Annotated in this window: 23 protein-coding genes; 9 read left to right on the forward strand and 14 right to left on the reverse strand. The window is 71.5% G+C overall.

Going from position 1 to position 23,693, the window contains the following annotated elements:
- Positions 1–41 precede the first annotated feature (41 nt).
- Complete coding sequence (locus ACQP2Y_RS32915) at positions 42–956, forward strand: NADP-dependent oxidoreductase (RefSeq protein WP_433719582.1); 915 nt, start codon at positions 42–44, stop codon at positions 954–956.
- Between the two features lie 10 nt (positions 957–966).
- On the opposite strand, the gene ACQP2Y_RS32920 is transcribed toward ACQP2Y_RS32915, so the two are convergent.
- Positions 967–1,683, reverse strand: a complete 717-nt coding sequence (locus tag ACQP2Y_RS32920; protein WP_433719584.1) for a VOC family protein — start codon at positions 1,681–1,683, stop codon at positions 967–969.
- A 132-nt stretch (positions 1,684–1,815) separates the two neighbouring features.
- On the opposite strand from ACQP2Y_RS32920, the gene ACQP2Y_RS32925 reads away from it, so the two are divergent.
- Complete coding sequence (locus tag ACQP2Y_RS32925) at positions 1,816–2,700, forward strand: UbiA prenyltransferase family protein (RefSeq protein WP_433719587.1); 885 nt, start codon at positions 1,816–1,818, stop codon at positions 2,698–2,700.
- Here ACQP2Y_RS32925 and ACQP2Y_RS32930 read toward each other — a convergent pair.
- Complete coding sequence (locus ACQP2Y_RS32930) at positions 2,685–3,173, reverse strand: inorganic diphosphatase (protein ID WP_433719589.1); 489 nt, start codon at positions 3,171–3,173, stop codon at positions 2,685–2,687. The genes ACQP2Y_RS32925 and ACQP2Y_RS32930 overlap by 16 nt on opposite strands.
- A 136-nt stretch (positions 3,174–3,309) precedes the next feature.
- Here ACQP2Y_RS32930 and fucP point away from each other — a divergent pair, with 136 nt between their 5' ends.
- Positions 3,310–4,638 carry an L-fucose:H+ symporter permease gene (fucP, locus tag ACQP2Y_RS32935; protein ID WP_433719592.1) on the forward strand — a complete coding sequence of 443 codons (1,329 nt, stop codon included), beginning with the start codon at positions 3,310–3,312 and terminating at the stop codon, positions 4,636–4,638.
- Positions 4,635–5,921 carry an ABC transporter substrate-binding protein gene (locus ACQP2Y_RS32940; protein WP_433719594.1) on the forward strand — a complete coding sequence of 429 codons (1,287 nt, stop codon included), beginning with the start codon at positions 4,635–4,637 and terminating at the stop codon, positions 5,919–5,921. The genes fucP and ACQP2Y_RS32940 overlap by 4 nt, the downstream gene beginning before the upstream one ends.
- Before the next feature lie 4 nt (positions 5,922–5,925).
- Here ACQP2Y_RS32940 and ACQP2Y_RS32945 read toward each other — a convergent pair whose 3' ends face one another.
- Positions 5,926–6,303 (reverse strand): VOC family protein, encoded by a 378-nt coding sequence (locus ACQP2Y_RS32945; RefSeq protein ID WP_433719597.1) that lies wholly within the window; start codon positions 6,301–6,303, stop codon positions 5,926–5,928.
- Positions 6,304–6,430: 127 nt separating this feature from the next.
- On the opposite strand from ACQP2Y_RS32945, the gene ACQP2Y_RS32950 reads away from it, so the two are divergent.
- The gene (locus tag ACQP2Y_RS32950; RefSeq protein WP_433732165.1) at positions 6,431–7,027 is read left to right on the forward strand and encodes a DUF6518 family protein; all 597 of its coding nucleotides are present in this window, start codon (positions 6,431–6,433) and stop codon (positions 7,025–7,027) included.
- 3 nt (positions 7,028–7,030) lie between these two features.
- Here the strand turns inward: ACQP2Y_RS32950 and ACQP2Y_RS32955 are convergent, their stop codons facing one another.
- On the reverse strand, positions 7,031–9,115 hold the full coding sequence (locus ACQP2Y_RS32955) for a M6 family metalloprotease domain-containing protein (RefSeq protein ID WP_433719600.1): 2,085 nt from the start codon (positions 9,113–9,115) through the stop codon (positions 7,031–7,033).
- Positions 9,116–9,216: 101 nt separating this feature from the next.
- Here ACQP2Y_RS32955 and ACQP2Y_RS32960 point away from each other — a divergent pair, with 101 nt between their 5' ends.
- Both ACQP2Y_RS32960 and ACQP2Y_RS32965 read left to right on the forward strand, forming a co-directional pair.
- Positions 9,217–11,472 (forward strand): molybdopterin oxidoreductase family protein, encoded by a 2,256-nt coding sequence (locus ACQP2Y_RS32960; protein WP_433719603.1) that lies wholly within the window; start codon positions 9,217–9,219, stop codon positions 11,470–11,472.
- Between the two features lie 35 nt (positions 11,473–11,507).
- A complete protein-coding gene (locus ACQP2Y_RS32965; RefSeq protein WP_433719605.1) occupies positions 11,508–11,963 on the forward strand; it encodes a hypothetical protein in 456 nt (151 codons plus the stop codon).
- On the opposite strand, the gene ACQP2Y_RS32970 is transcribed toward ACQP2Y_RS32965, so the two are convergent.
- The 4 genes from ACQP2Y_RS32970 to ACQP2Y_RS32985 all read right to left on the reverse strand — a co-directional run bounded on the left by ACQP2Y_RS32970 (position 11,942) and on the right by ACQP2Y_RS32985 (position 16,415).
- Positions 11,942–12,919: a hypothetical protein gene (locus ACQP2Y_RS32970; protein ID WP_433719606.1), complete on the reverse strand. Its 978-nt coding sequence runs from the start codon at positions 12,917–12,919 to the stop codon at positions 11,942–11,944. The genes ACQP2Y_RS32965 and ACQP2Y_RS32970 overlap by 22 nt on opposite strands.
- A gap of 115 nt (positions 12,920–13,034) precedes the next feature.
- Entirely contained in the window at positions 13,035–14,546 is a 1,512-nt protein-coding gene (locus ACQP2Y_RS32975; RefSeq protein WP_433719609.1) for a vanadium-dependent haloperoxidase, read from the reverse strand.
- A 94-nt stretch (positions 14,547–14,640) separates the two neighbouring features.
- On the reverse strand, positions 14,641–15,273 hold the full coding sequence (gene prfH / locus ACQP2Y_RS32980; RefSeq protein ID WP_433719611.1) for a peptide chain release factor H: 633 nt from the start codon (positions 15,271–15,273) through the stop codon (positions 14,641–14,643).
- Entirely contained in the window at positions 15,270–16,415 is a 1,146-nt protein-coding gene (locus tag ACQP2Y_RS32985; RefSeq protein ID WP_433719614.1) for an RNA ligase RtcB family protein, read from the reverse strand. The genes prfH and ACQP2Y_RS32985 overlap by 4 nt, the downstream gene beginning before the upstream one ends.
- A 153-nt stretch (positions 16,416–16,568) precedes the next feature.
- Here ACQP2Y_RS32985 and ACQP2Y_RS32990 point away from each other — a divergent pair, with 153 nt between their 5' ends.
- On the forward strand, positions 16,569–16,985 hold the full coding sequence (locus ACQP2Y_RS32990; RefSeq protein WP_433719616.1) for a DUF1801 domain-containing protein: 417 nt from the start codon (positions 16,569–16,571) through the stop codon (positions 16,983–16,985).
- Positions 16,986–16,995: 10 nt separating this feature from the next.
- On the opposite strand, the gene ACQP2Y_RS32995 is transcribed toward ACQP2Y_RS32990, so the two are convergent.
- The 6 genes from ACQP2Y_RS32995 to ACQP2Y_RS33020 all read right to left on the reverse strand — a co-directional run bounded on the left by ACQP2Y_RS32995 (position 16,996) and on the right by ACQP2Y_RS33020 (position 22,517).
- Positions 16,996–17,679 carry a hypothetical protein gene (locus ACQP2Y_RS32995; RefSeq protein ID WP_433719619.1) on the reverse strand — a complete coding sequence of 228 codons (684 nt, stop codon included), beginning with the start codon at positions 17,677–17,679 and terminating at the stop codon, positions 16,996–16,998.
- A 1-nt stretch (position 17,680) separates the two neighbouring features.
- A complete protein-coding gene (locus ACQP2Y_RS33000; protein ID WP_203774887.1) occupies positions 17,681–18,613 on the reverse strand; it encodes a ParA family protein in 933 nt (310 codons plus the stop codon).
- 112 nt (positions 18,614–18,725) lie between these two features.
- On the reverse strand, positions 18,726–19,622 hold the full coding sequence (locus ACQP2Y_RS33005; RefSeq protein ID WP_433719622.1) for a site-specific tyrosine recombinase XerD: 897 nt from the start codon (positions 19,620–19,622) through the stop codon (positions 18,726–18,728).
- Positions 19,623–19,645: 23 nt separating this feature from the next.
- Positions 19,646–20,761, reverse strand: a complete 1,116-nt coding sequence (ald, locus tag ACQP2Y_RS33010) for an alanine dehydrogenase (protein WP_433719625.1) — start codon at positions 20,759–20,761, stop codon at positions 19,646–19,648.
- A gap of 137 nt (positions 20,762–20,898) precedes the next feature.
- A complete protein-coding gene (locus ACQP2Y_RS33015) occupies positions 20,899–21,897 on the reverse strand; it encodes a CU044_5270 family protein (protein WP_433719628.1) in 999 nt (332 codons plus the stop codon).
- A complete protein-coding gene (locus tag ACQP2Y_RS33020) occupies positions 21,894–22,517 on the reverse strand; it encodes an RNA polymerase sigma factor (protein ID WP_433719631.1) in 624 nt (207 codons plus the stop codon). Before ACQP2Y_RS33020 ends, ACQP2Y_RS33015 begins: the two co-directional genes overlap by 4 nt.
- A 100-nt stretch (positions 22,518–22,617) precedes the next feature.
- Here ACQP2Y_RS33020 and ACQP2Y_RS33025 point away from each other — a divergent pair, with 100 nt between their 5' ends.
- A complete protein-coding gene (locus tag ACQP2Y_RS33025; protein ID WP_433719633.1) occupies positions 22,618–23,622 on the forward strand; it encodes an LLM class flavin-dependent oxidoreductase in 1,005 nt (334 codons plus the stop codon).
- The last annotated feature ends 71 nt before the right edge of the window (positions 23,623–23,693 follow it).

Genomic DNA, 23,693 nt, shown 5'->3' on the forward strand with positions numbered 1-23,693 from the left:
CTTTAGCTAAGTGGACGGGGTGCTCCGCTAGCGTCCGGGCCATGAGAGCTCTGCAGTTCAGCGAGTACGGCCCGGCCGGAGTCCTGCGCGTCGCCGAGGCACCGGAGCCGCACGCCGGGCCGGGCCACATCCGGATCGCCGTGAAGGCATCAGGGGTCACGCCCGCCGACTGGTACCTGCGGTCCGGCCGGTTCCGCGACTGGATGCCCCTGACCTTCCCGCACGTGCTCGGCGCCGACGCCGCCGGAGTGGTCGACGAGGTCGGCGCGGGGGTCACCGGGGTCCGGCCGGGTGACGCGGTCTTCGGCGTCGTCGACGTGGCCCGGCTCGGCGGCGGGAACGCCGAGTACGCCGTCCTGACCGGCTGGACGGCCAAGCCGGACGCGCTGAGCTGGGAGCAGGCCGGTGGCGCGGCCGCGAACGTCGAGACCGCCACCCGGGTCCTCGACCGGCTGGGCGCCGGCCCCGGCCTGACCCTGCTGGTCGAGGGCGCGGCCGGGGGCGTCGGCTCGGTCGCCGTGCAGCTCGCGGTGGCCCGCGGCGCCACGGTCATCGGCACGGCGAGCGCCCGCAACCACGACTTCATCGCCGGCCTCGGGGCGGCGCCGACCACGTACGGGCCGGGCCTGCGCGACCGCGTCGGCGCCGTGGACGCCGTGCTGGACTGCGCCGGCTCCGGCTCGTTGCCCGACCTGGTCGACCTGGCCGGGAGCCCGGACCGGGTGGTGACGGTGGCGGATCTGAACGCCGCGGCGTACGGGGTCCACCTGTCCCGCTCGGGCGGTCCCGGCGCGGATCCGCAGGCGCTGCACGGGCTGGCCGCTGCGGCCGCCCTTGCGGAGCAGGGCCGGTTCACCGTGCCGCTCGCCGCCGCGTTCCCGCTCAAGGACGCTGTCGCCGCTCACGAGCTGAGCGAGACCGGTCACGCCCGCGGCAAGATCGTGCTGACCCTCTGACCCGGCCGGCTCAGCCGCGCACGGTGAACTCGTTGCCGTCGGGATCGGTCATCAGCACCCGGCCGTCGTCGCCCGGGCCGGTCTCGACGCGCTTCGCGCCGAGGGAGATCAGCCGGTCGATCTCGGCCGGCCCGTCACCGTGGACCGGTACGGCGAGATCGAGCAGCAGCCGGTCCTTGCCGGTCCGGGGCATCAGCGGCGGACCACCCCAGGTGATCTTCGTGCCGCCGCCGGGCGACTGGATCGCCGTCTCCTCGTCCTGGTCCCAGACCAGCGGCCAGTCCAGCGCCGCGCTCCAGAAGTAGCCGACGGCCTGCGTGCCGTCGCCGGCCAGCGCGCCGACGAAACCGCAGCCGGCCAGGAAGTTGTTGCCCGCCTCGATGACGCAGAACTCGTTGCCCTCGGGGTCGGCCAGCACCACGTGCCCCTCCTCGGGGAGCTGGCCGACGTCGGTGTGCCGGGCGCCGAGCTCCAGCGCCCGGGCCACCTTCTGCTGCTGGTCCTGCTCGGAGTCGCTGGTCAGGTCGAAGTGGGCCCGGTTCTGGCCGCGCTTGGGCTCGTCGTGCGGGATGAACCGGATCCGGTACGCGTTGTCCGCGTCGGGCAGCAGGGCGATCCCGTCGCGGGCGTCGTCGACGAGCTCGCGGCCCAGGAACTCGGACCAGAACCGGGCAAGACGCCGGGGCTCGTCGGCCAGGAAGCAGATCGCGTGCAGTTGGCTCGTCATTGCCGACCATCCCCCGTGCGCGGACTGACTGTTGTCGATCGGAGCCTAGGTGCGGTCCGCAGTCGCCCGCAGCCGATTAACGCGCGGCGGTTCTCAGCGCACCCACAGACACGACGGTGGACCATGCCGGGTATGACTACGGTGCTGGACCGTCCCGCCGCGCTGCTCGTCCTGGTCTCCCGGCCCTGGTTCTGGCCGGTCTCCTGGGTTCCCGCCTACCTCGGCACCGTGCTGGCCGGTCACGCCTGGCTGCCGGCCCGCGCCGACACGGCCCGGGCCCTGGTGGCCCTGCTCGTGCTCGGCCCGCTCGTCTGGGGTGCGGTGCTGGCCCAGAACGACCTGCACGACCTGAGCAGCGACCGCGCCAACCCGCGCAAGGCCACCGCTCCCCTGGTCACCGGCGCGGTGTCGGCCGCCCGGCTACGGCGGTGGTACTACGGCATCGCCGGCGCCGCGATCCTCAGCGCCCTGTTCGTGGGGCCGCTGTTCGTGCTCGGCGTTGCCGGGGTGCTGGCGCTCGGCTGGGCGTACAGCGTGCCGCCGCTGCGGCTCAAGACGCGGCCCGGCTGGGACGTCGCGGTCAACGCGCTGGTCGTCGGGGTCGTCTCGCCGGCGGCGGGATGGGCGATCACCCGTACGCCGTGGGAGTTCCCGTGGCAGTTCGGGCTCATCGGCCTGCTCTTCGCCGCGGCGCTGTATCTGCCGACGACCGTGACGGATCTGGCCGCCGACGCGGGCGCCGGGGACACCACGTTCGCGGTGCGCTTCGGGGCGCGCTTCGCCCACCGGCTCGGGATCGCCCTGTGGGCCGGCGCGCTGGCGATCTCGATCCTCTGCGCGTGGCTCGACGTGCTGGTGCCCCGGACCACCCTGACGGCGCAACTGGTGATGGCGCCGGTGCTGCTGGTCGCGTACGCGATCCTCACCCGCCGCCCGACCATCACCAAGCTCGCGCTGATCTCGGTGCTCTTCGGCGTCCCGACGGTCGGCTTCGCCCTCGCCTACGTCGGTTCCTGACCGCCGAAGGCGGAAGTGACCTGGGCCTCCGCTTCGGCCCGGCCGGCCCACCGCTCGCCGCCGACGTCGACGCTCTTGCCCGGCTCGATCGCCTTGTAGATCTCGAAGAAGTGCTGGATCTCCAGCTGCAGGAACGGGTCGAGATCGGTGATCTCGCGCAGTTCCGCGAGGCGGACGTCGGCGGTCGGCACGCACAGGACCTTCGGCGTCGGCCCGTGCTCGTCACTCATCCGGAACATGCCGATCGGCCGGCACCGGATGAGGCAGCCCGGAAAGGTCGGCTCGCGAACCAGCACCAGCGCGTCGAGGGCATCCTTCTCCGCGGTCCACGTGCCGTCGATGAAGCCGTAATCGGCCGGATACTGGGTGGCGGTGAACAGCGTCCGGTCCAGCCGGAGCCGGCCGGTGCGGTGATCGAACACGTACTTGTTGCGAGTTCCCTTGGGGATCTCGATGGTGACGTCGAACTCCATGACCACGCACCCCTTCAGCCCTTGCACGCTACACCCAGTGGTTCCCATCGATGGAGGGAGGAGGTAGCGTCGCCGTAATGGACTGGTGACGTACCGCAACCAGGTGGGCGTCGCCGTCCGGGGCGGAGGTTCGCGGATGCCGAGTATCGCCCCGGCTCCGATCACCGACGACATCGAGGCCGCTCGCGGTCAGCCGCTGCTCGGGCGCGGGATGTTGCTGCTGTTCATCGCCCTCATCGGCTGCTTCACCGCCTGGGGCGTCGCGCAGGACCTGACCACGCCGATGGTGGCCGGATTCAAGCGCATCTTCGAGATGAGCACCTTCCAGGCCTCGCTCGTGCAGCTCGCCTACTTCGGGGCGTACTTCCTGCTCGCGCTGCCCGCGGCCTTCATCAACCAGCGCTTCGGCTACAAGACCGGCATCCTGACCGGGCTCGGCCTGGCCGCGATCGGCGCGTTCTCGTTCTACCCGGCCAGCAAGATCATGACGTACGAGGCCTTCCTGGTGGCCCTGTTCGCGATGGCCGCCGGCTGCTCGATCCTGGAGACCTCGGCCAACCCGTACGTGCTCTCGCTCGGTCCCGAGCAGACGGCGACGCGGCGGCTCAACCTGGCCCAGGCGTTCAACCCGGTGGGCACCAACATCGGCGTCCTGCTGGCCTCGACGCTGATCCTGCCCAAGCTCGCCGACCCGGTGGACATCGCGACGCTGACCCCGGCCGAGGTGCACACGATACGGGCGGGTGAGCTGGGTGCGGTCATGGCGCCGTACCTCGGGCTGGCCTTTGTCCTGGTGCTCATCGCCGTGGCGATCGCCAGCCAGAAGGCCCCGCCGATCGTCGAGGAGTTCCCCGACGCCGGTCCGCACGAGGGCGGAGTCGGGAGCCTGTTCCGCGTGCTGTGGCGCAACAAGCAGTACCGCTACGGCGTGGTGGCGCAGTTCTTCAACGTGGCGGCCCAGGTCTGCGCGTGGACCTACCTGATCCAGTACGTCCAGCAGGCGCTCGGCGGCAGCCTGGAGAAGGGCGGCTTCTACCTGCAGCTGAGCCTGCTGGTCTTCCTCGCCTCGCGGTTCCTGATGACGTGGGTCATCGGCCGGATCCGGGCGACCAAGGTGCTGGCGGTGCTCGCCGCGCTGGCCGTCGTGCTGTGCGTCTTCGCGATGGTGAGTCCCAACCTGGCGGGCGTCATCGCGGTGGTGGGCCTGTCGTTCTCCCTGTCGCTGATGTTCCCGACGATCTACGGCGTCGCCCTCAAGGGTCTCGGACCGGCCACCAAGTTCGGCGCCGCCGGGCTGGTGATGGCGATCGTGGGCGGGGCCATCATGCCGGTGGTGCAGGGCACGCTCGTGGACAGCACGAGCGCGGCCTTCTCGTTCATCGTTCCGGCCGTCTGTTTCGCCGTGGTCGGGCTCTACGCGCTGTATGACCTGCGGACCCGGCCGAGCGTGGGGAGGACGGCATGAACGCCCGGCGGGCCTTGGCGGCCGTGGCCGCGCTGACCGTGCTCGCGGCGAGTGGCTGCGGCAACGACGAGCCGACCAGCGCGACGACCCAGACCGGCAAGCTCGAGGTCGTGTCGTGGTGGACCTCCGGGTCGGAGGCCGCCGCGCTGGACACCGTCCTGGCCGCATATCGCCGGAGCGATCCCGGCGTCGACGCCGTGAACGGCGCGGTGGCCGGGGGCGCCGGCTCCCAGGCCATCGTGGCGCTGGCCAAGCGGCTGCAACGCGGCGACCCGCCGGACGTGTGGCAGACCTTCGCCGGCAAATCGGTGCAGGGCTACGCCGAACGCGGTGCCGTCCGCGACGTCTCGTCGGTCTACGCCGCCGGCGGGCTGGACGCGACCATGCAACCGGCGATCCTGCAGTCCGTACGCCGCAACGGCAAACCGTACGGCGTGCCGACGGGCGCGCACCGCAGCAACGTCCTGTGGTTCAACCCCGCGGTGCTCACCCGGGCCGGCGTCACCCCACCGAGCGCCGGCTATCCGCTCGCGACGTTCCTGGACGACCTCAAGAAGCTGAAGACGGCTGGGGCCACGCCGCTGTGCCTGGGTGGCAAGGACCCGTTCACCACCGTCGAGCTGTTCGAGAACGTGCTGCTCAGCACCATCGGCGTGCAGGGCTGGCGGGACATGGCCGCCGACAAGCTCGACTGGCGCAGCGCGCGGGTGGCGTCGGCCCTGCGCACCTTCGGCGGCCTGCTCACCTACGCCGACCCGGAGGCCAGCGGCCTGACCTGGGACGCGGCCACCAAGAAGCTGACCACGGGCGGCTGCGCGTTCGAATCCATGAACGACTCCGCGTACGGCGAGCTCCTCGCCGACGGCGCCAAGGAAGGCACCGATTTCAACGGCGTGGCGTTCCCCGGCACGGACAGCAGTTACCTGGCCGTCGTCGACGTGTTCGTCGCCGCGACCCGGGCGGAGAACGCCAAGAACGCCCTCGCCTTCCTGACCGAGATCAGCCGGCCCGAGGTCCAGGTGGCGTTCAGCCGGGCCAAGGGGTCGATCCCGGTGCTGCGCACGGTGGACGTGTCGGCGCTGCCGCCGTACCAGCGCGACGCGTCGAAGACCTTCTGGAGTGCGCCGGTGCTGCTGTCGGTCACCCACGGCGAGTCCATGAGCCCGGCGTTCCAGGAGGGCTTCTACGACGCGGTGTCGACCTACATCCGGACCCGGGACCCGGACGCCTTCGCCGCCGACCTGGAGAACGCCGTCTCCCAGGGCCGCATCCCGCAGCGCTGAGGCGTCAGGGCATCAGCCCGTCCCAGGTGGTGAGGCAGAAGGGGTGGCCGGCCGGATCGGCGTAGACGAAGCACTGCCCGCTGTTGGGCTGGAACTCGTACTTCGTCGCGCCGGCGGCCAGCACCCGGGCCTCGGTCGCGGCGCGGTCGGTGACGAGGAAGTCGAGGTGCATCTTGATCGACGAGGCCGGGTCGGGCCAGGCCGGCGGGGTGTAGCCGGGGACGCGCTGGAAGTCGATGCGGCCGTTCGGGCCCTGCACGGTGGCCCACTGCGTGTCCAGGCTCGTCACCGTGCCGCCGATGACGGCCGCATAGAACTCCGCGAGAGCGCGAGGGTCGGGACAGTCGAGGGTGACGGCACTGAGCCGGATCTGATCAGACATACCGCTACGACGAACAGGGCGGCCCGGAATCGACCGCCGGGTCGGCCTTTCGGCCGATCACGGGGCAGTGATCCCGGTCCAGGGCCCGATCCGCGCGGCCCACCGGATGCCTAAGCTCCCGGAGGTGATGATCAACCGGTACGCCGCCGTGGCGGCGCCCGTCGCCGGCCTGCTGCTCGGGGCGCTCGACTTCGTGTGGATCAAGTACGTGCCGTTCCCGTTCGGCGGGCTGGGCAACTCCCTGGCCGTGTGGGCGGTGGCCGGCTTCCTGTTCACGTACTGGGGGCGGTGGGACTGGGCCCGGGGTATCGCCGCGGCGGTCGTCATGCTGGTCGTCGCCGTGCCGAGCTACTACCTCGCGGCGGCCGTGATCCAGAACGACGACCTGTCGAACCTGTACAACACCGTGGCCATCGTGTGGATGGGCTTCGCCGTGATCGCCGGAGTGGTCTTCGGCGGGGCCGGGATCGCCGCGCGGCGCCCGGGACGGTGGCAGACCGCCGCCTCGGCCATGCCCGCGGCCGTCATGTTCGCCGAGGCAGCGGTGCTCGCCCGTCGAGGCGGGGACGAGCCGCTCTGGTCAGCCCTCATCGACGTGGCGCTCGGGGTGCTCCTCACGGTGCTGGTCGTGGACACGTGGCGGCGCCGCCTGGTCGCGCTGCTGCTCGCCGTACCCCTGGCGGTTGTGGGGTTTGCCCTGCTGTCCGTCGCCCGCTTCGAGTAGCGCTCACCGCACCCGGCACGAGGTCGTGGCCGTCGCGGCCGGGTTGCTCTCCGAGGTGACGGTGACCGCGACCCGGGTGCCCCGGGCGCCGGCCGGGCGCTTGACGTAGACGTCCACCGACGCGGTGCGGCCGTTCGCGACGTCGGTGACCGCACGCGGCAGCCAGGACGTCCAGCCACCGGCCGAGACCGACACGCGGTAGACGTCCGAGCCGGTGTAGGCGCTCAGCGGCCCCGCGGTCGTGGTGGCGCGGCCGGTGTTGCGCACCGGGATGCGGCAACGCGCCCAGCCGGACGACGCCACGGCGGCGACAGCCGGGCCGGCCGCCACCCCACGGGCCTGCGGTCCGGCGCCGTCCAGGGATCGGACCGCGACCGTGTACGACAGCACGCCGGCCCGGTCCCGCCGCACGTCCAGCACGTAGAAGTGCAGCCGGTTGGCGGTGTCGACGTACTCGTACTCGCTGCCCGAGCCGGCGCCGGCGTGGAACAGCGCGTCGGAGAGCTGCCGATAGTCGCCGACAGTCATCTTCTGCGGGGTCCCGTCCGGCAGCACGAAGTCGACCTTGTCGATGTCCTGCGGGTTCGCGTCGACGGTCCAGATGAACGGCGCCGAGTCGGCGTTCTTGGTCTTGGCCAGCAGCACGCCGGAGTCGGGGGTGAACGAGTCGAAGCCCATCCGGTCGACCACCTCGACCGTGTAGTTGTCGTACTTCCCCCCGTCGCAGTACGGGTCGGCGGCGGTGTCGCAGGCCGGGCTGCTGTCGCCGCCGTCCAGCGTCACGTTGATCCCCGACAGCCCCTTGCCGGGCTGGACAGCGCGGGCCTTCACCCGCGCCACGACGACTCCCGAGCTGGTCAGCGCTTCGCGGGAGAGCCGCAGCACCGCGGCGTCGTCGATGATTCCGAGCTTCATCTTGTTGCGCAGCATGTGCTGGGCGCCCATCGACGACCCGGCGGTGCCGGGGATGAGCCAGCGGCTGTGCGGGCCGCCGGGACCGTTGAACGTGCCCCGGCTGAGCATCTCCCACGGCCCGCTGTAGTCGCGCCGCGCGGGCACCGAGTACGGGTTGTTGTAGTTGTCCCCCACGCCCAGGATGTGGCTGAACTCGTGCGCGTAGGTCGACATGCCCGAGCTCTCCGCCTGCACCGAGCTGCCGTTGGCGGCGTTCGGCCAGACCGTGGCCGAGGCCTGCCAGGAGGTCCAGTCGACGTACCGGGTGGCGTTCCAGTTCGGCAGCGCCTCGTCGGGCGGCCCGAAGGCGTCCGAGACGCTGTCCTTGCCGGCGAACTTCATCTGGCCGAACTCCTGCCAGGTGGACGACTCGTCCTGCCCGGCGGCCAGGTAGAAGACGAAGTCGTACTGGGCGGCCACCTCCTCGCCGACGTCGGCGAGCCAGGCGGCGCGGGCGTCGGCGCGCAGGTCACGGCCGCACTTGTCGCCGGCCGGGCAGCCGAGGCCACGCTGCATGGAATTCTCGATGCCGTACTCGTGGCTCTTGGCCGGCAGCTGGTAGACGCCGAACGAGCCCAGGCCGATGCCGTAGCGACCGCCGGAGTCCTCCATCCAGTACTCGTGGATGGTGTGACCCTGGTTGAGCTCGCCGGGCTTGTTCAGGAAGTCCCGGTAGAAGGCGGGGACGTCGGCCCGCGGCAGATCGTGCACGGTGGACGGATTGCCGAAGACCGTGGAGTTCGGCGGCTGGGTCACGACGAACGGCTGGTTGGGGAAGTCCACGAGCACCAGGGCGCCGCGGAAATTGCGCTGTGAGCCCGGCACGGCGGGATCCGACCAGTCGGTGCCCGGCACCGACCGGTAGTCGTTCCAGGTCATGGTGTCCGGCAGCTCGTAGTTCTGCGGGTCGATCGGCTGCGGGGCGTCCGCGCCGGCCCGGCGCGCGGCCGGCTGGTCGCGCTGCCACGGCTGGGTCTGCGGCCAGTGCCGCATCCGCCAGGGATGATCCGGGTCGCCGTCCGGCGGCGCGGCCGCGGCGGGCGTCGCCGTCAACGCTCCGGCCAGCACCAACACCATCAGAGAGAACGCCGGGACCACAGCCCGCTGCACGGTTGCCACCACGCCACCAGTCACCTACGTCATCCTCGCAGTCCGAGTGATACCTATCAATGCCTGGGGGGAAGGCCGCCGCCATGGCAGGATACTGCTCAGTAACCACGAGACGGGTGATCGACATGGCCGGTGAAGGCACGCGTACGGCATTTCGGACCTGCCCGCTGTGCGAGGCGGCCTGCGGGCTGGAGCTGACCACCCGCGACGACCGGATCGTCGCCGCCCGCGGCGACCGCGAGCACGTGTTCAGCCACGGCTTCCTCTGCCCGAAGGGCGCCACCTTCGGCGAGCTGTCCGCCGATCCGGACCGGCTGCGCCGGCCGCTGGTCCGCCGCGGCGACCAGCACGTCGAGGTGAGCTGGGACGAGGCGTTCCAGGCGGTCGAGCAGGGTCTGCGCCCGATCATCGACCGGTACGGCCCGCACGCGGTGGCCCTGTACCTGGGCAACCCGAACGTGCACACGATGGCCGGCGGGCTCTACCTGACCCCGCTGCTGCGCACCCTCGGCACCCGCAACATCTTCTCCGCCAGCACCGTCGACCAGATGCCCAAGCACGTGTCCTGCGGCTACCTCTACGGCAACCCGCTGACCATCCCGGTGCCCGACCTCGACCGCACCGACCTGCTGCTGGTGCTGGGCGCGAACCCGTGGGAGTCCAACGGCAGCCTGGCCACCGCGGCCGACTTCCCGGGGCGGCTCAAGGCGATCCAGGCCCGCGGCGGCCGGTTCGTGGTGGTCGACCCGCGCCGCACCCGCACCGCCGAGCACGCCGACGAGCACCTGTTCATCCGGCCCGGCACGGACGCGTTCCTGCTGTTCGGCATCGTCCACACGCTGTTCGCCGAGGGACTGGTCGAGCTGGGCGGGCTGGCCGAGCACGTGACCGGCGTCGACGAGGTGCGGGAGCTCGCCGATGCCTTCCCGCCCGAGCGGGTGAGCGCGGTCTGCGCGGTACCGGTGGAAAGAATCCGCGGCCTGGCGCGGGAGCTCGCGGCCGCGCCCACCGCCGCGGTCTACGGCCGGATCGGCACCTGCACGGTCGAGTTCGGCACCCTGACCAGCTGGCTCGTCGACGTCGTCAACGTGCTCACCGGCAACCTGGACCGGCCCGGCGGCGTGATGTTCCCGCTGGCCGCGCACCTGAGCCCGCGCCCGCGCGCCGGCAGCAAGGGCTTCCGGACCGGCCGGTGGCACAGCCGGGTCCGAGGGCTGCCCGAGGTCAAGGGTGAGCTGCCCGTCGCCACCCTGGCCGACGAGATCGAGACGCCCGGCGACGAGCAGGTCCGCGCGTTCGTGACGGTGGCCGGCAACCCGGTGCTGTCGACGCCGAACAGCGACCGGCTGGACCGGGCGCTCGGCGGGCTCGACTTCATGGTCAGCGTCGACCCGTACCTCAACGAGACCACCCGGCACGCCGACGTCGTGCTGCCACCGACCGACCCCGCCCGCAAGGGTCACTACGACTTCTCGTTCCTGGCGCTGGCGGTGCGCAACTTCGCCGCGTACTCCCCGCCGGTGCTGCCGGCCGAGCCGGCGAGCATGGACGAGTGCGACATCCTGGCCCGGCTCACGCTCATCGCCGCCGGCCAGGGCGCGGGCACCGACCCGGCGGTGCTGCACGAGCAGCTGCTGGAGCAGGCCCTGCAGCGGGCCGCCGCGGCCACCGGACGCGCCGCGACCGAGCTCCGGGCGCTGGTCGGTGGGGACCATCCGGCCGAGCGCCTGCTCGACGTCGCCCTGCGCACCGGGGCGTACGGCGACCGGTTCGGCGCCAGCCCCGGCGGGCTCTCCCTGGACCGGCTGCTCGCGAACCCGCACGGCGTCGACCTCGGCCCGCTGCAGCCCCGGCTACCCGAGGTGCTGCAGACCCCCAGCGGCAAGGTGGAGCTGTACGGCGAGCCGATCGCGGCCGACGTCGAGCGGCTGCGCGCGGCGCTCGGACGCGACCACGAAGACCTGGTCCTGGTCGGCCGGCGCCACCTGCGCTCGAACAACAGCTGGATGCACAACGTCCCCGCCCTGGTGAAAGGCCGGGACCGCTGCACGCTGCAGGTCCATCCGGCCGACGCCGACCGGCTCGCGCTGACCGACGGCGGCGACGCCCGGGTCACCTCGCGGGCGGGCACGCTGTCGGCGCGCGTGGAGATCACCGACCGGGTCATGCCCGGCGTGGTGAGCCTGCCGCACGGCTGGGGCCACGGCCTCGCCGGCACCAGGATGACGGTGGCCGCCGCCCACCCGGGGGTGAACAGCAACCTGCTCACCGACGAGACCGTGCTCGACCAGCTCTCCGGCAACAGCGTGCTCAACGGCATCCCGGTCGAGGTCAAGGCCGAATTCGCGGTTACCGGCCGGGCCGGCGAGGTGCTGACCTAGAGTCGAATTCGGGGAGCCTGAGCGGGGGGTGCACGGTGTCCGATCAATTGCGGGCCGACTGGGGTGGGCCGGACAAGGTCCTCGACACCTACGTCGCGCAGATGGACCGGCTCACCGAGCCGGTGGACCCCGGCGTCCAGCTCAGCCTGACGGTGCACGGCCTGCTGGTCAGCGGCGAACTGATCCCGCAGTGGCAGTGGTTCGCCGAGGTCAGCGAGATGACCAACAACGAGGACGCCTTCTACACCGGCATGGCCGAGCACGTGAAGGAACAGTCCGACCTGGCCCACGCCGCCGTCAAGCTGCGCGACACCGGCGGCGAAGTGACCCACCGGCAGTACACGGCCCTGATGGCGCCGACGAGCTACATCCACCTGCGCAACGCCCGGATCCACTCCCCCGACCACGCGGGCCGCGGCGGCTGCCTGTGGCGCGGCCGGCTCTGCGACGTCTCCGGCTGGACCCCGGGCTACTCGCCCGCCGCCGACTGAGGCACGCCGGATCCGGCCCCCGGCCGGGGAGCGATCACCACGGCGAGCACGACGAGCACCGAGCCCGCCAGCAGCGTCCGCACACCGGGCCCGACAGAGTCCGGGAACACGGCCGGATCGCGCAGGGACCAGGGCATCCAGGCGAGCGCGTCGTGCACCAGCGCGCCGACACCGAAGCCGTCGTCCCGGCGCAGGAAAACAACCAGGCCCTGGTAGAGCCGCGCGGCGGGCACGGCCAGGGTCACCGCCCCGAGAGCCGCCACGACAACGGCCGGGGCGCGCTGACGCGAGGCCGTCAAACGGTACGCCAGAGCCGCTCCCACGAGCCAACCGGCCAGCAGCCCCACCAGCAGACCGCCGAGGACCAGGGGCAGGTATGGGGCCGGGCGCACCGGATATCCCAGGGCCTCGACGGACGGGTCCGGGCCGGCGAGCCCCGACACCGAGACCCGCAGCCCGCCGGACTGAGCCCAGAAGGTCCATTGATCGTCGACGGGGGTGACACTCCAGCCCGTACCGCCGAGGCGCTGGTGGATCTCCCGCACCCTGCGCTCCACCTCGGCCGGTCCGGCGAGCCGCTCGGTGACTTCCAGGTCGAAACGCTCGCGCTCGAGGCGGTCGGGCCGGGCATCCGGGCCCAGGATCTGGCGGGCCGCGGGAACCGCCGCGGGCATCGACGGGTACGTCTGCTCGCCGGCCCAGGACCCGCCGGCCAGGCCGATCGCCCCGCCGGCCAGCGCGGCCAGCACCGCGATGACCACGCCCAGCGGTTGCCGCACCGGCAGCCGGAAGCGTTCGCGGAGCCCGTCGGCGATTAGGTGCAGGCGGTCGGCGCGGGACGGACGACCCTGCGTGAGCTCGGTCAAGGTGGTGATCAGCTCGGCGCCGTGCCGGCGGCGCAGACGGGCGGGGTACGCGGCCAGGAGCACACGATCGCGGAACATGAGTTCTTGCACGCGGCGATAGTACGGTCGGCGATATATAACGTCAACCGTTGCAAGGCGCCGGTCCGCGACCGGGTCCACGGCAAGCGCGGTCCCGGTCGCGGGAAACAGGCGACGGAAATGTGCGTCAGCGAACGAACAGGTCGAACGAACTGCCACTCACCGCGCACCGCCAGAATTCCCACCGGTGCTCATTCGACAATTGCCGACCGGTGTTGTTGCAAACCGTCGAGGGATTGGTGACGCCGTCCCGATGCTGATACAACAGCTCCGTGGCGGACGTGTTGTAGTAGAGCGTGTTGTCGACCGTGAATTCGCCGAGTTCGTTTCCCGGATTGAGCACACTGTCGGCGTCGAAGTGCCAGTGCACGCCGAGCCAGAGCCGGCTGTGTGCGTTCCCGTCCGCGGCGGCGGTGAAGCTCGCGAACGTGCGCGTCTTGACGACGGCGTCGGGGTCGTCGGTGCCGCCGGTGAACCGGATGTTGTCGCGACCGAACCAGTGCCTCATCACCATCGCCCACGTGTAGGCGAAGGTCGCGTGGCCGGACACGAAGGCCGGGAAGTTGGGTGTCGCCCGGCCGAGCGGCTCCCAGTTCTCGCGGTCGGTGTCCGGGTTGCCGTCGATGTCGGCCTGGTTGATGGCGGTCACCGGCCGCCACAGGTCCACCGGCGTGTTGTACTTCGTGTCCCAGGCCAGGATCGCCGCGTCGGCCAGGGCGAGCGCCACCTGCGCGTACAGCTTGACCTTGGACTCGGCCGGCACGTTCTGGGCGGCGGCGATGGTCTGCGTGTGCGAGAACAACTGACCCGGCGGCTTGTAGGTGCCCTCGGAGTCGTTGGCCCAGAAGAACGCGGCCCGGGTCTGGTCGGCGGTCCGTTCGGTCGACGTGCGGGAGCCCAGCCGCCGCACCTCGTCGAACTGTGCGGTGTATTCCGCGCTGGTCAACAGCTCGCTGTAGGTCGTCGCGTCGGCGGGAACTTCCGGCCGGAACTGCGATCCGCTGGTCATCGCGAACGGCCGGACAGCACCCCACTGTGGAGTCACCGGCGGGCTGGCACCGATCTGCTGGAAGGCGCCGGGGACCCCGTCGAACGTGTAGGACATCGGCGCGTCGGAGCCGTCACCGGCGCGGCTCTGCAGCATGGCCCGCGCCGCCTGCTCCCCGACCGACCGGCCCGCGGCCTGCTGCGGCGAGGCGGTGATCCCGTCCTGGGCCTCGGTCAGCTTGCCCTGGAAGAACGACGCGAACGCCGGGTAGAGGTCGGTCAGGACCGTATAGGCGGCGTAGTCCACCGCGGTGTTGAAGTCACCGCCACCGGCCACCTTGACCACGTACGGCTGACCGAGGCAGTCGGCCGCCCGCCGCGCGCAGAGCACCGAGTTGGCGGCGTCGTAGATCGCGATGTGCACCATGGCCCCGGCCCGGCTCATCCGGGTCGGCGTCGCGGCACCGCCGGTCAGCTGGCGGTAGGTGTCGAGCAGGACGGTGTTCCAGAAGGTGGCGTGGTCGGTAGCGATGACCGCACGGGCCGGCCGGGCGGGCCAGGCGATTTGCAGGAATGCGGCGAGCAGGACGGCGACAGCGGCCAATGTCCCGTAACGACGCGATAGGCGTGATTGTCCGTCGGAAAACAGCACGGATCCTCCCCGTCAGTTACCGCGCCTCCCCCGTGGCGACGCGGAACTGCTCGTAGGTTAATCGGTGCGGTCCAATATCGACAGACCCGCTTGTTCATTTCTGGGGAAAGTCGGCCGGCCGTTCGACGCGGGTGGGATTGCCGCGTACCAATGCATCATGGATCTGGTGGCGGCCGGTGATGACGGCCCGGTCCGCGGCGCGGTCACCCTGTTCGAGGCGCGTGCGGATGCGTTCCAGGGCCAGGCGGCGGTTCTGGCCGAACTGCCGCTCGGTATCGACCACCACGACGATCCCGGTCGGACGGTGGGTGGCCCGTACGGCCGTGCTCGCCTTGTTGCGGTGCTGGCCGCCCGGTCCGCCGGTGCGGCAGCCCACGATGTCGACGTCCGTCTCCGCGAAGGCCGTGTGCGCGGCATCCACCTCGCATGGCTCGGCGATGACGTACCAGTTCTTGCGGCCGGCGCTCGTGCGGTAAGGGCTGGGCGCCTGCCAGCACAGGGTGCCGGTCCACGACGCGGCGAACCGGGCTGCGCCCGTACCGGAGATCTGGATCAGGACCGAGCGGAACGTCCCCGGTCGCTCGCCCGGCACGGTCTCGACCCGCTGGGTCGTCAGGCCGTCCCGGCCGGCGCCGGCCTCCAGCCGGCGGACGAGCTGGGCGACCGCCCAGGTGCATTCCTGCGGGCCGCGCCCGGCCGACAGCAGCAGATGCACACGCTCGCTCACGACCGGCCCCGCCCACGACGCTGGTCCCGGCGGTCGCGCCGCGGTGCGCTGCCGAGGTCCGCCGTCTTGTAGGTGACCACCGGTACGGTCTCAGCCACGGACGTCGCCAGGCCGTGCGCGACGAGATCCCCGACGACCCGCTCGATCCGCTTGTACGCCGTCGGCGCCTCCTCGAACAGCAGCTGCCGGTCGCCGCACACCACCAGCGACCCCAGCGGCGTCCGGCGCAGCTCCTCGACCGTGTGCTTGGCCCGGCCCCGGACCAGGGCGTCGGCGCGCGACATCTTGCGCCCGGCACCGTGGGCGACCGAGTAATTGGCCTCCGGCCCGGCGTGCGCCGCCACCAGGTACGACGGGGTGCCCCGGGTGCCGGCGACCAGAACGTCACGGCCGTCGCCGCGGGCGGCGCCCTTGCGGTGCAGGTACACCCCGTCCCGGACCTCGACCAGGTTGTGGCATTCGTCGACGATCGGCGCTGTGGGCGTGGCCCCCAGGGCGAGTGCGACCCGGGCCGCCATCAGCCGGCGGTTGAGCGAGCCCCAGCGCACGGCCTCGTCGTGCCGGGCCAGGTAGTCCGCCGGGTCGGCGGCGGGACCGGCGCCGTGCACCTCGGTGTGCGAGCGCAGGATGCGCTCGCCCAGGCCGCGGGAGCCACTGTGCACGATGAGGACGAGGTCACCGGCGGCCAGGCGGAGCCGGGCCGCGTGGCCGGCGTCGAGCACACCGCGGACCCGCGCGAGCTCGACGAAGTGGTTGCCGCGCCCGACGGTGCCCAGGCTCTCGGTGTGACCGGCCGGAATGTCGGCGTCCACGTAGGCCCAGGCCGGGTCGTCCGGCTCGACCGGCTGGTCGAGGTCCGGGAAGCGGCCGGCCAGGCGCTCGGGTACGGCTCGCTTGAGGTCGACGGGGAACACGGCGATGCCGCAGCCGATGTCGGAACCCACCAGGTGCGGGTAGAGGACGGTTGAGGCCATCGCAGCGCCGATCGGGGCGCCCTTGCCGGGGTGCAGGTCCGGCATGGCGGCGACGTGGAGCATGCCGTCGAGGGCGGCCACCTGGTGGCACTGCGTGACGGCGTCGGACTCGATCCAGCTCCCGTCGGAGGCGAACACGGTGACGGAGGCAGACTGGTGCTGAGACAAGGAGTGCTCTTTCTGAAGACGTACGGGCGCGGCTAGCAGGGCGAGGTCGTGCGCGTCAGTACGTCATGCAGGCAGCTTGCGGGAGATCACCCACCGGCGGCAACCGCTTTTCCGCGCGGTGCGGGCTTAAAATCCGGCGGGAGGTACACGACGATGGCGGACAGCCGCAACAAGACGACGGCGACCGAGGGTGACGTCGGCGCGTTCATCAACGGCATCGGCGATGACCAGCGCCGCCGGGATGCGACGCTGCTGATCGACACGTTGCGCGAGGTGACCGGCGAGCCGCCGGTGCTGTGGGGCACGTCGATCGTCGGCTTCGGCTCCCGCCACTACCGCTACGACTCGGGCCGTGAGGGCGACACTCCCGCGGTCAGCTTCTCCCCGCGTGCCGCCCAGACGACGCTGTACCTGTCCGGCGCCATGGAGGAATACGCGAGCCCGCTGGAACGCCTCGGGCAGCACAAGCTCGGCAAGGGCTGCCTCTACCTCAAGCGGGTCGAGCAGGCGGACGCCGGCGCGCTCCGGGAGATCCTCGCGCTGTCGTACCGGATCGGCACGGCCGGCTGACCCGCCGGCCTCAGAGCGGGACCGGTCCGCCCCACAGGCGCAGGAAGAGGACGCCGAGCACGTCCAGGATCATCAGCAGGAACGGGTAGCTCAGCGGGAAGAAGCAGCAGATCAGCAGGATCAGCACGCCGAGGTTCTTCTCCTCGAGCCACAGCCGCATTTGCTGCGCGCCCGTCCCCGGCCGCTTCAGCGCCGACCACAGGATGCCGAAGCCGTCCAGCGGCGGGATCGGGATCAGCGCCAGCAGCCCGAAGGCCAGCAACCCGACCGCCAGGCAGAGCAGCACCTGCTCGCCCAGCGGCAGCGTGAAGCCACGCAGCACGTCGGACATGTTCAGCACCGACAGCAGGTTGTCCGGGAAGAGCAGCACGTACGCCAGGAACAGCACCTGCGCGACCACGATGCAGGCCACCGGCCCGGACGCGAAGACCGCCGCCGCGCGGCCCCGGCCGTGGTAGCGGGGCACCTCGTCGACCGAGATGGTCTTGCCCCAGCCCATGCCGCCCACGGCCGCCGCGACCGCGCCGAACGGGTCGACGTCCTCGCGCAGTTGCGGGGTCACCGGGTCGCGGCGTTCACTCAGGCGCAGCGTGCGCGCGGTGATCCGGATCGCGAAGGCCCGCACCAGCAGGCCGAGCAGGAAGGCGCCGACCAGCGCGACGAACGCGACCGGTTCGCCGAGGGCGAAGAGCAAGCTAGCCTCGTTCCGCCTTGGCGGCGATGACCTCGCGGGCGAGCTGGCGGTAGTTGCGGGCGCCCGAGCTGGCCGGGTCCAGGCTGGTGATCGGCGCGCCGGCCACGGTGGACTCGGGGAACTTGACCGTCTTGGTGATGACGGTCTGGTAGACCTTGTCGCCGAACGCCTCCACGACCCGCTGCAGCACCTGGCGGCAGTGGGTGGTGCGGCTGTCGTACATGGTCGCCAGGATGCCCTCGAGCTCCAGGTCGAAGTTGAGCCGCTCGCGGACCTTGTCGATGGTGTCCAGCAGCAGGGCCACGCCGCGCAGGCTGAAGAACTCGCACTCCAGCGGGATGAGCACGCCGTGCGCGATGGTCAGCGCGTTGATCGCCAGCAGGCCCAGCGAGGGCTGGCAGTCGATCAAAATGAAGTCGTATTCCTTGCGCACGGTGCGCAGCACCCGCGCCAGGGCCATCTCCCGGGCGACCTCGTTGACCAGCTGGATCTCGGCCGCCGACAGGTCGATGTTGGCCGGCAGCAGGTGCAGACCGGCCACATCGGTCTTGATGATGACGTCCTCGGCGGTGACATCGTCCTGCATGAGCAGGTTGTAGATGCTCAGGTCGAGGTTGTGCGGGTTGACGCCCAGGCCGACCGAGCAGGCGCCCTGCGGGTCGAAGTCGACGAGCAGCACCTTGCGGCCGTACTCGGCCAGGGCGGCGCCCAGGTTGATGGTCGTCGTGGTCTTGCCGACGCCACCCTTCTGGTTGGCCAGGGCGATGATCCGCGCGGGGCCGTGCCGGTCGGTCGGCATCGGCTCGGGGATCGGCCGGCGCATCGTGTATGCCGTCGGGTCGGCCGGGCCGAGGTCGGCGCCGAGGTCCAGCGAGCTCTGCTGATCGCGCAGGGCATTGGTCCACGCCTCAGCGCGATCATGATTTCCGCTCACGTCCCCAGCCCCCTCTCGACCCGCAGCCGGAGCCGATGCCCGACTGTACGCCAAAAGGTCCGCCCGACCGGGGTCAGCCGTTCGGCGTGTCGCAGGGACTGACGCTCACCTTCTAACGAGCGCGCGGGTGGGAGGTCGCGTACACCTCGCGAAGCCGGTCCACTGTCACCAGGGTGTAGAGCTGCGTGGTCGTCACCGAGGCGTGTCCGAGCAGCTCCTGCACGACCCGGACGTCGGCGCCGCCGTCGAGCAGGTGCGTCGCATACGAGTGCCGCAGTGTGTGCGGCGACACGGCGTGCGGGCCCTCCACGGGCAGCCCGGCCGCCGCCGCGGCCCGGTGCAGGATGGCCCAGGCGCTCTGCCGGGACAGCGGTCCCCCGCGCTGGTTCAGGAAGACCGCCGGCGTGCCGCGTCCCTTCACGACCAGCTCGGGGCGGCCCTGCACCAGGTAGGCCTCCAGGGCGGCGCGGGCGTAACGGCCGAGCGGGACGAGCCGGGTGCGGCCGCCCTTGCCGTGCAGGGTGACCGCCGCGTCGTCGGAGAAGTCCAGGTCGTCGACGGCCAGCCCGACCGCCTCGGAGATCCGCGCGCCGGTGCCGTAGAGGAACTCCAGCAGGGCGGTGTCGCGCAGCGAGCCGGGAACGGCCAGCAGCCGGGTGACCTGGTCGATGTCGAGGGCCTTGGGCAGGCGCTTCGGCGGGGTCGGCGGTTTCACCTCGCGGCTCACGTCGTGCGCCACGAGACCCTCGCGGGCGGCGAAACGGTGCAGGCCGCGGACCGCGCTCACGGCCCGGGCGGCCGACGCGGCCGACAGCGCCGGATGCTCCGGCGACCCCGCGCGCAGCTCGGCCAGGTGCCCGGTGACCTGGGCCGCGGTGACGTCGGCGAGATCACCGACGCCGGCCGCGGCCAGCGTTTCGGAATACCGGTCCAGATCCCGGCGGTACGAGGCCAGCGTGTTGCGGGACAGGCCGCGCTCGACCGACAGATGGTCGAGATACGTCTGCACGGCCCGCCGCAGCTTGTCTGACGTCAGTTCAGCACCTCGGTGAGGGACAGTGCCTGCATGCCGTGGGCCTCGGCGACCGGGCCGTAGGTGACGTGCCCGGCGTGGGTGTTCAAACCCAGAGCCAGCGCCGGGTCGGACTTGACCGCGTCGCGCCAGCCGCGGTTGGCCAGCTCCAACGCGTACGGCAGGGTGACGTTGGTCAACGCATACGTGCTGGTGTGCGGCACCGCGCCGGGCATGTTGGCCACGCAGTAGAACATCGACTCGTGCACCCGGTAAACCGGATCGGCGTGCGTGGTCGGCCGCGAATCCTCGAAACAGCCGCCCTGGTCGATGGCGATATCGACCAGCACACTGCCCGGCTTCATCCGCGACACCAGCTCATTGGAGATCAGGTTCGGCGCCTTCGCGCCCGGCACCAGCACCGCGCCGATCACCAGATCGGCGTCGATGACAGCCTTCTCGATCTCGTAGGCGTTCGACGCGATCGTCTGCAGATGACCGCGGTAGTCGGCATCCGCCGCCCGCAGCCGGGCGATGTTCTTGTCCAGCACCAACACCTCGGCCTGCATACCCAACGCGATCGCGGCGGCGTTCATCCCGGACACACCGGCGCCGATGACCACGACCTTGGCCGCGTACACGCCCGGGACGCCACCCATCAGCACCCCACGGCCACCACCGGAGCGCATCAGATGGTAGGAGCCGACCTGCGGAGCCAGCCGACCGGCGACCTCCGACATCGGCGCCAGCAGCGGCAACGAGCGGTCGGGCAGCTCGACGGTCTCGTACGCGATCCCGGTGACCTTACGATCCAGAAGCGCGTCGGTGCACTCCTTGGACGCCGCCAGATGCAGATACGTGAACAGGACCTGGCCCTCACGCATCCGGCCGTACTCCTCAGCGATCGGCTCCTTGACCTTCAGGATCAGGTCGCCGGTGGCCCACACCTCGTCCGGCCCGGCCAGGATCGTCGCCCCGGCCGCGACGTAGTCGGCGTCGGTGATCGACGAACCGGCACCCGCACCGGCCTGCACAAACACCTCATGACCGGCCCGGTCCAGCTCGAAAACCCCCGCGGGGGTGATCGCCACCCGGAACTCGTTGTTCTTGACTTCGCTCGGAATGCCGACCTTCATGAGTCGACACCGTCCTTTCCGGGAGAGACGTCGATGGCTCATACCCGAGACGGGCTGCTTCGCAGATTACCGTCCCACCAAGTGGAAGATACTGCCGATCCGTTGCGCGAAGATCAAGATTTGGAGCCGGTCGCCGGCTAACGAGGAAGCACGCCCGTGCCGGAGACGACGCCCCGCTGCAGGACCGCGGTCGTACCGGTGAGCATGCCGGCCTTGCCCAGCGGGGTGTCCCTGACCAGGTACGAACGCTCGCCGAGGTACTCGAAGGTGACCGGGTCGAAGATCCACTCCTGCCGTTCGCCGTCCTCGCGGGTCCGCGCCACGGCGACCCCGTGCCGACCCTGCGCGTCGACCGAATCGGCCACCAGCACCACCCCGGGGATCCGCGCGGCCGCCCGGTAGATCGCGGCGGCCACCGCCGGGGGCAGCAACGACTCCCGCAGCGCGTCACCGAGGAAGCCGAAGGCGGCGGTGTCCGGACCGCTGTCCTGCCCCTCGGTCTCGGCGTAGATCCGCTTGAGCAGCTCGGCCGGATCGGTGGGCAGCTCCGCGTACGTGCTGTTCGGTTCCGCGCCGGACAGACCGAACGTCTCGCCCCGCTCCCGGATGAGGCCCTCGTCGCCCCGCGTCGCGGGCAGCCAGATCTCGCGGTCGTGCACCCGGTCGAGGACGGAGTTGGCGGCACTGATCTCCTGTTGATCGGAGCCGGGATCTCCGTTGATCATCAGCCAGGCCACCCGGCTTCTGACGTAGACGTACTGGCCCTGGTTGAGCGGCACCGACGGCTCCCGGCCCGCGACCGCGGCCACCCGGTCCATCAGCAGCGCCACGCCGGTCGCGTCGCCGGCGGCGACCGCCACGCGCGAATCCGCGCCGGTGGTCGCTCCGCTGCCCGTACGACCGTTGAGCACCGCCACCCCGATGATCGCCGCGACCAGCACCGCGGCCGCGACCGGCGCGGCGAGCAGGGCGAACCGAGGACCGGACCGTACGGCCGGAGGCTCGGCCACGTGCTGCAGGAACGCGTCCTTGAGCAGGCGGTGCCGGACGCGGCTCAGCTCCGGGTCCCCCGGGGGCGGCAGCAGGCGCGCCAGTTCTGCCCGTTCGGCCGGATCGAGCCGTGGTGACTGCTTCATCGCTTGTGCTCCTGGTTCGATCGGGCCGCATCGCTACGGCCGAGGTGTTCCTGTCCGCTGCCCGGTCCGGGGGCCGGCCGGCCCGGCTCCGCGGTCAGCTCCCGCAATTTCGCCCGCGCCCGGGACAGCCGGGACCGGACCGTGCCGACCGGTACGCCCAGTGCCTCCGCGGTCTGCGCGTAGTCGAGCCCGGACCAGACGCAGAGCGTGAACACCTCCCGCTCGGCCGGCCGCAGCCGGTCCAGGGCGGCCGTCGCGGCGGCCAGCTGCTCGCTGTCCCGCATCCGGTTGACGAGCTCGTCGGCGAAGTCCGGCATCGCCTCGGCCGGTGGCAACCGGACCAGCGCGGCGGCGTGCCGGCGGGCCGCACGCCGGTTGTTGCGCAGCACGTTGACGGCGATACCGAGCAGCCAGGGCAGCACGCTGTCACCGTCAGGCCGCAGCTTGCCGCGCAGCCGCCACGCCTCCAGGAAGGTCAGCGACACGATGTCCTCGGCCGCGCTCCAGTTGCCGGTGCTCCGCACCACGTGCCGGTACACCGCCTGCGCATGGTCCTCGAAGAGCTGCCCGAACGTCACAGGATCGCCGGCGCGGATCCGGGCTCGCTGGGATGGGTTCACAACCACTTCCTGTCCGCTCGCGCCGCCGAGTTCCCGTGGCGGTCGTCACGCCTGGTCGCAGCCGGTTGGCGGTGCGACCACCACGACGGAGGATTCACGGATGGCTGCCTCTCCCCTGCCCCTGGCCCTGCTCGACCTCGCCCCGATCACCGCCGGCCAGGCCGCGCGGGAGAGCTTCGAGGCCAGCGTGGCCGTCGCCCGCGCCGCCGAACGCAGCGGCTACCGGCGCGTCTGGTACGCCGAACATCACAACATGCCGTCGATCGCCTCGTCGGCCACCAGCGTGCTGATCGGCTACATCGCCGCGCGCACCGACACGATCCGGCTCGGCGCGGGCGGGATCATGCTGCCCAACCACTCGCCGCTGGTGATCGCCGAGCAGTTCGGCACCCTGGCCACCCTGTTCCCCGGCCGCATCGACCTGGGCCTGGGCCGCGCGCCGGGCAGCGACCAGAACACGATGCTGGCGCTACGGCGTGATCCCACGTCGGCGGACTCGTTCCCGCAGGACGTGCTGGAGCTCCAGGGCTACCTCAGCGGCAAGACCCGCGTCCCCGGCGTCCAGGCGGTGCCCCGGGCGCCCGAGGTGGTGCCGCTGTACATCCTCGGCTCGTCGCTGTTCGGCGCGCAGCTGGCGGCCCAGCTCGGCCTGCCGTACGCGTTCGCCTCGCACTTCGCCCCGGCCCACCTGCACCAGGCGGTGGAGATCTACCGCGAGACGTTCCAGCCGTCCGCGCAGCTCGAGCAGCCGTACGTGATCGCGGGCGCGAACGTCTTCGCGGCGGAGGACCACGACGAGGCGGTCCGGCAGATGACGGTGGCATACCGGGCCCGGACCCGGGCGATGATCTCGCGGGGCGCGGTCGGCACCAACTTCACCGACGCGGAGATCGACGCGTTCCTGGCCTCACCGAACGGGCGCCAGCTGGCCGCGATGACGAAGTACACGGCGGCCGGCACGCCCGAGGAGGTGCGGGCCTACCTGGAGGACTTCGCGGCGTCGTGCGGGGCGGACGAGGTGATCGTGGCGCACTACGCCTCGGAGATCGACGACCGGGTGCGCTCGGTCGAGCTGACCGGCGAGGCCGTTCTCAAGGCCGCCTGACGGCCGGGCTCCGGCCCGGCCCGCTTCGGCCCGGCTTCGGCCCGGCCCGGCTTCGGCCGGGCTCGCTTCGG

Source organism: Actinoplanes sp. CA-051413, from assembly GCF_050955795.1.
In the GTDB taxonomy this organism is placed as follows: domain Bacteria; phylum Actinomycetota; class Actinomycetes; order Mycobacteriales; family Micromonosporaceae; genus Actinoplanes.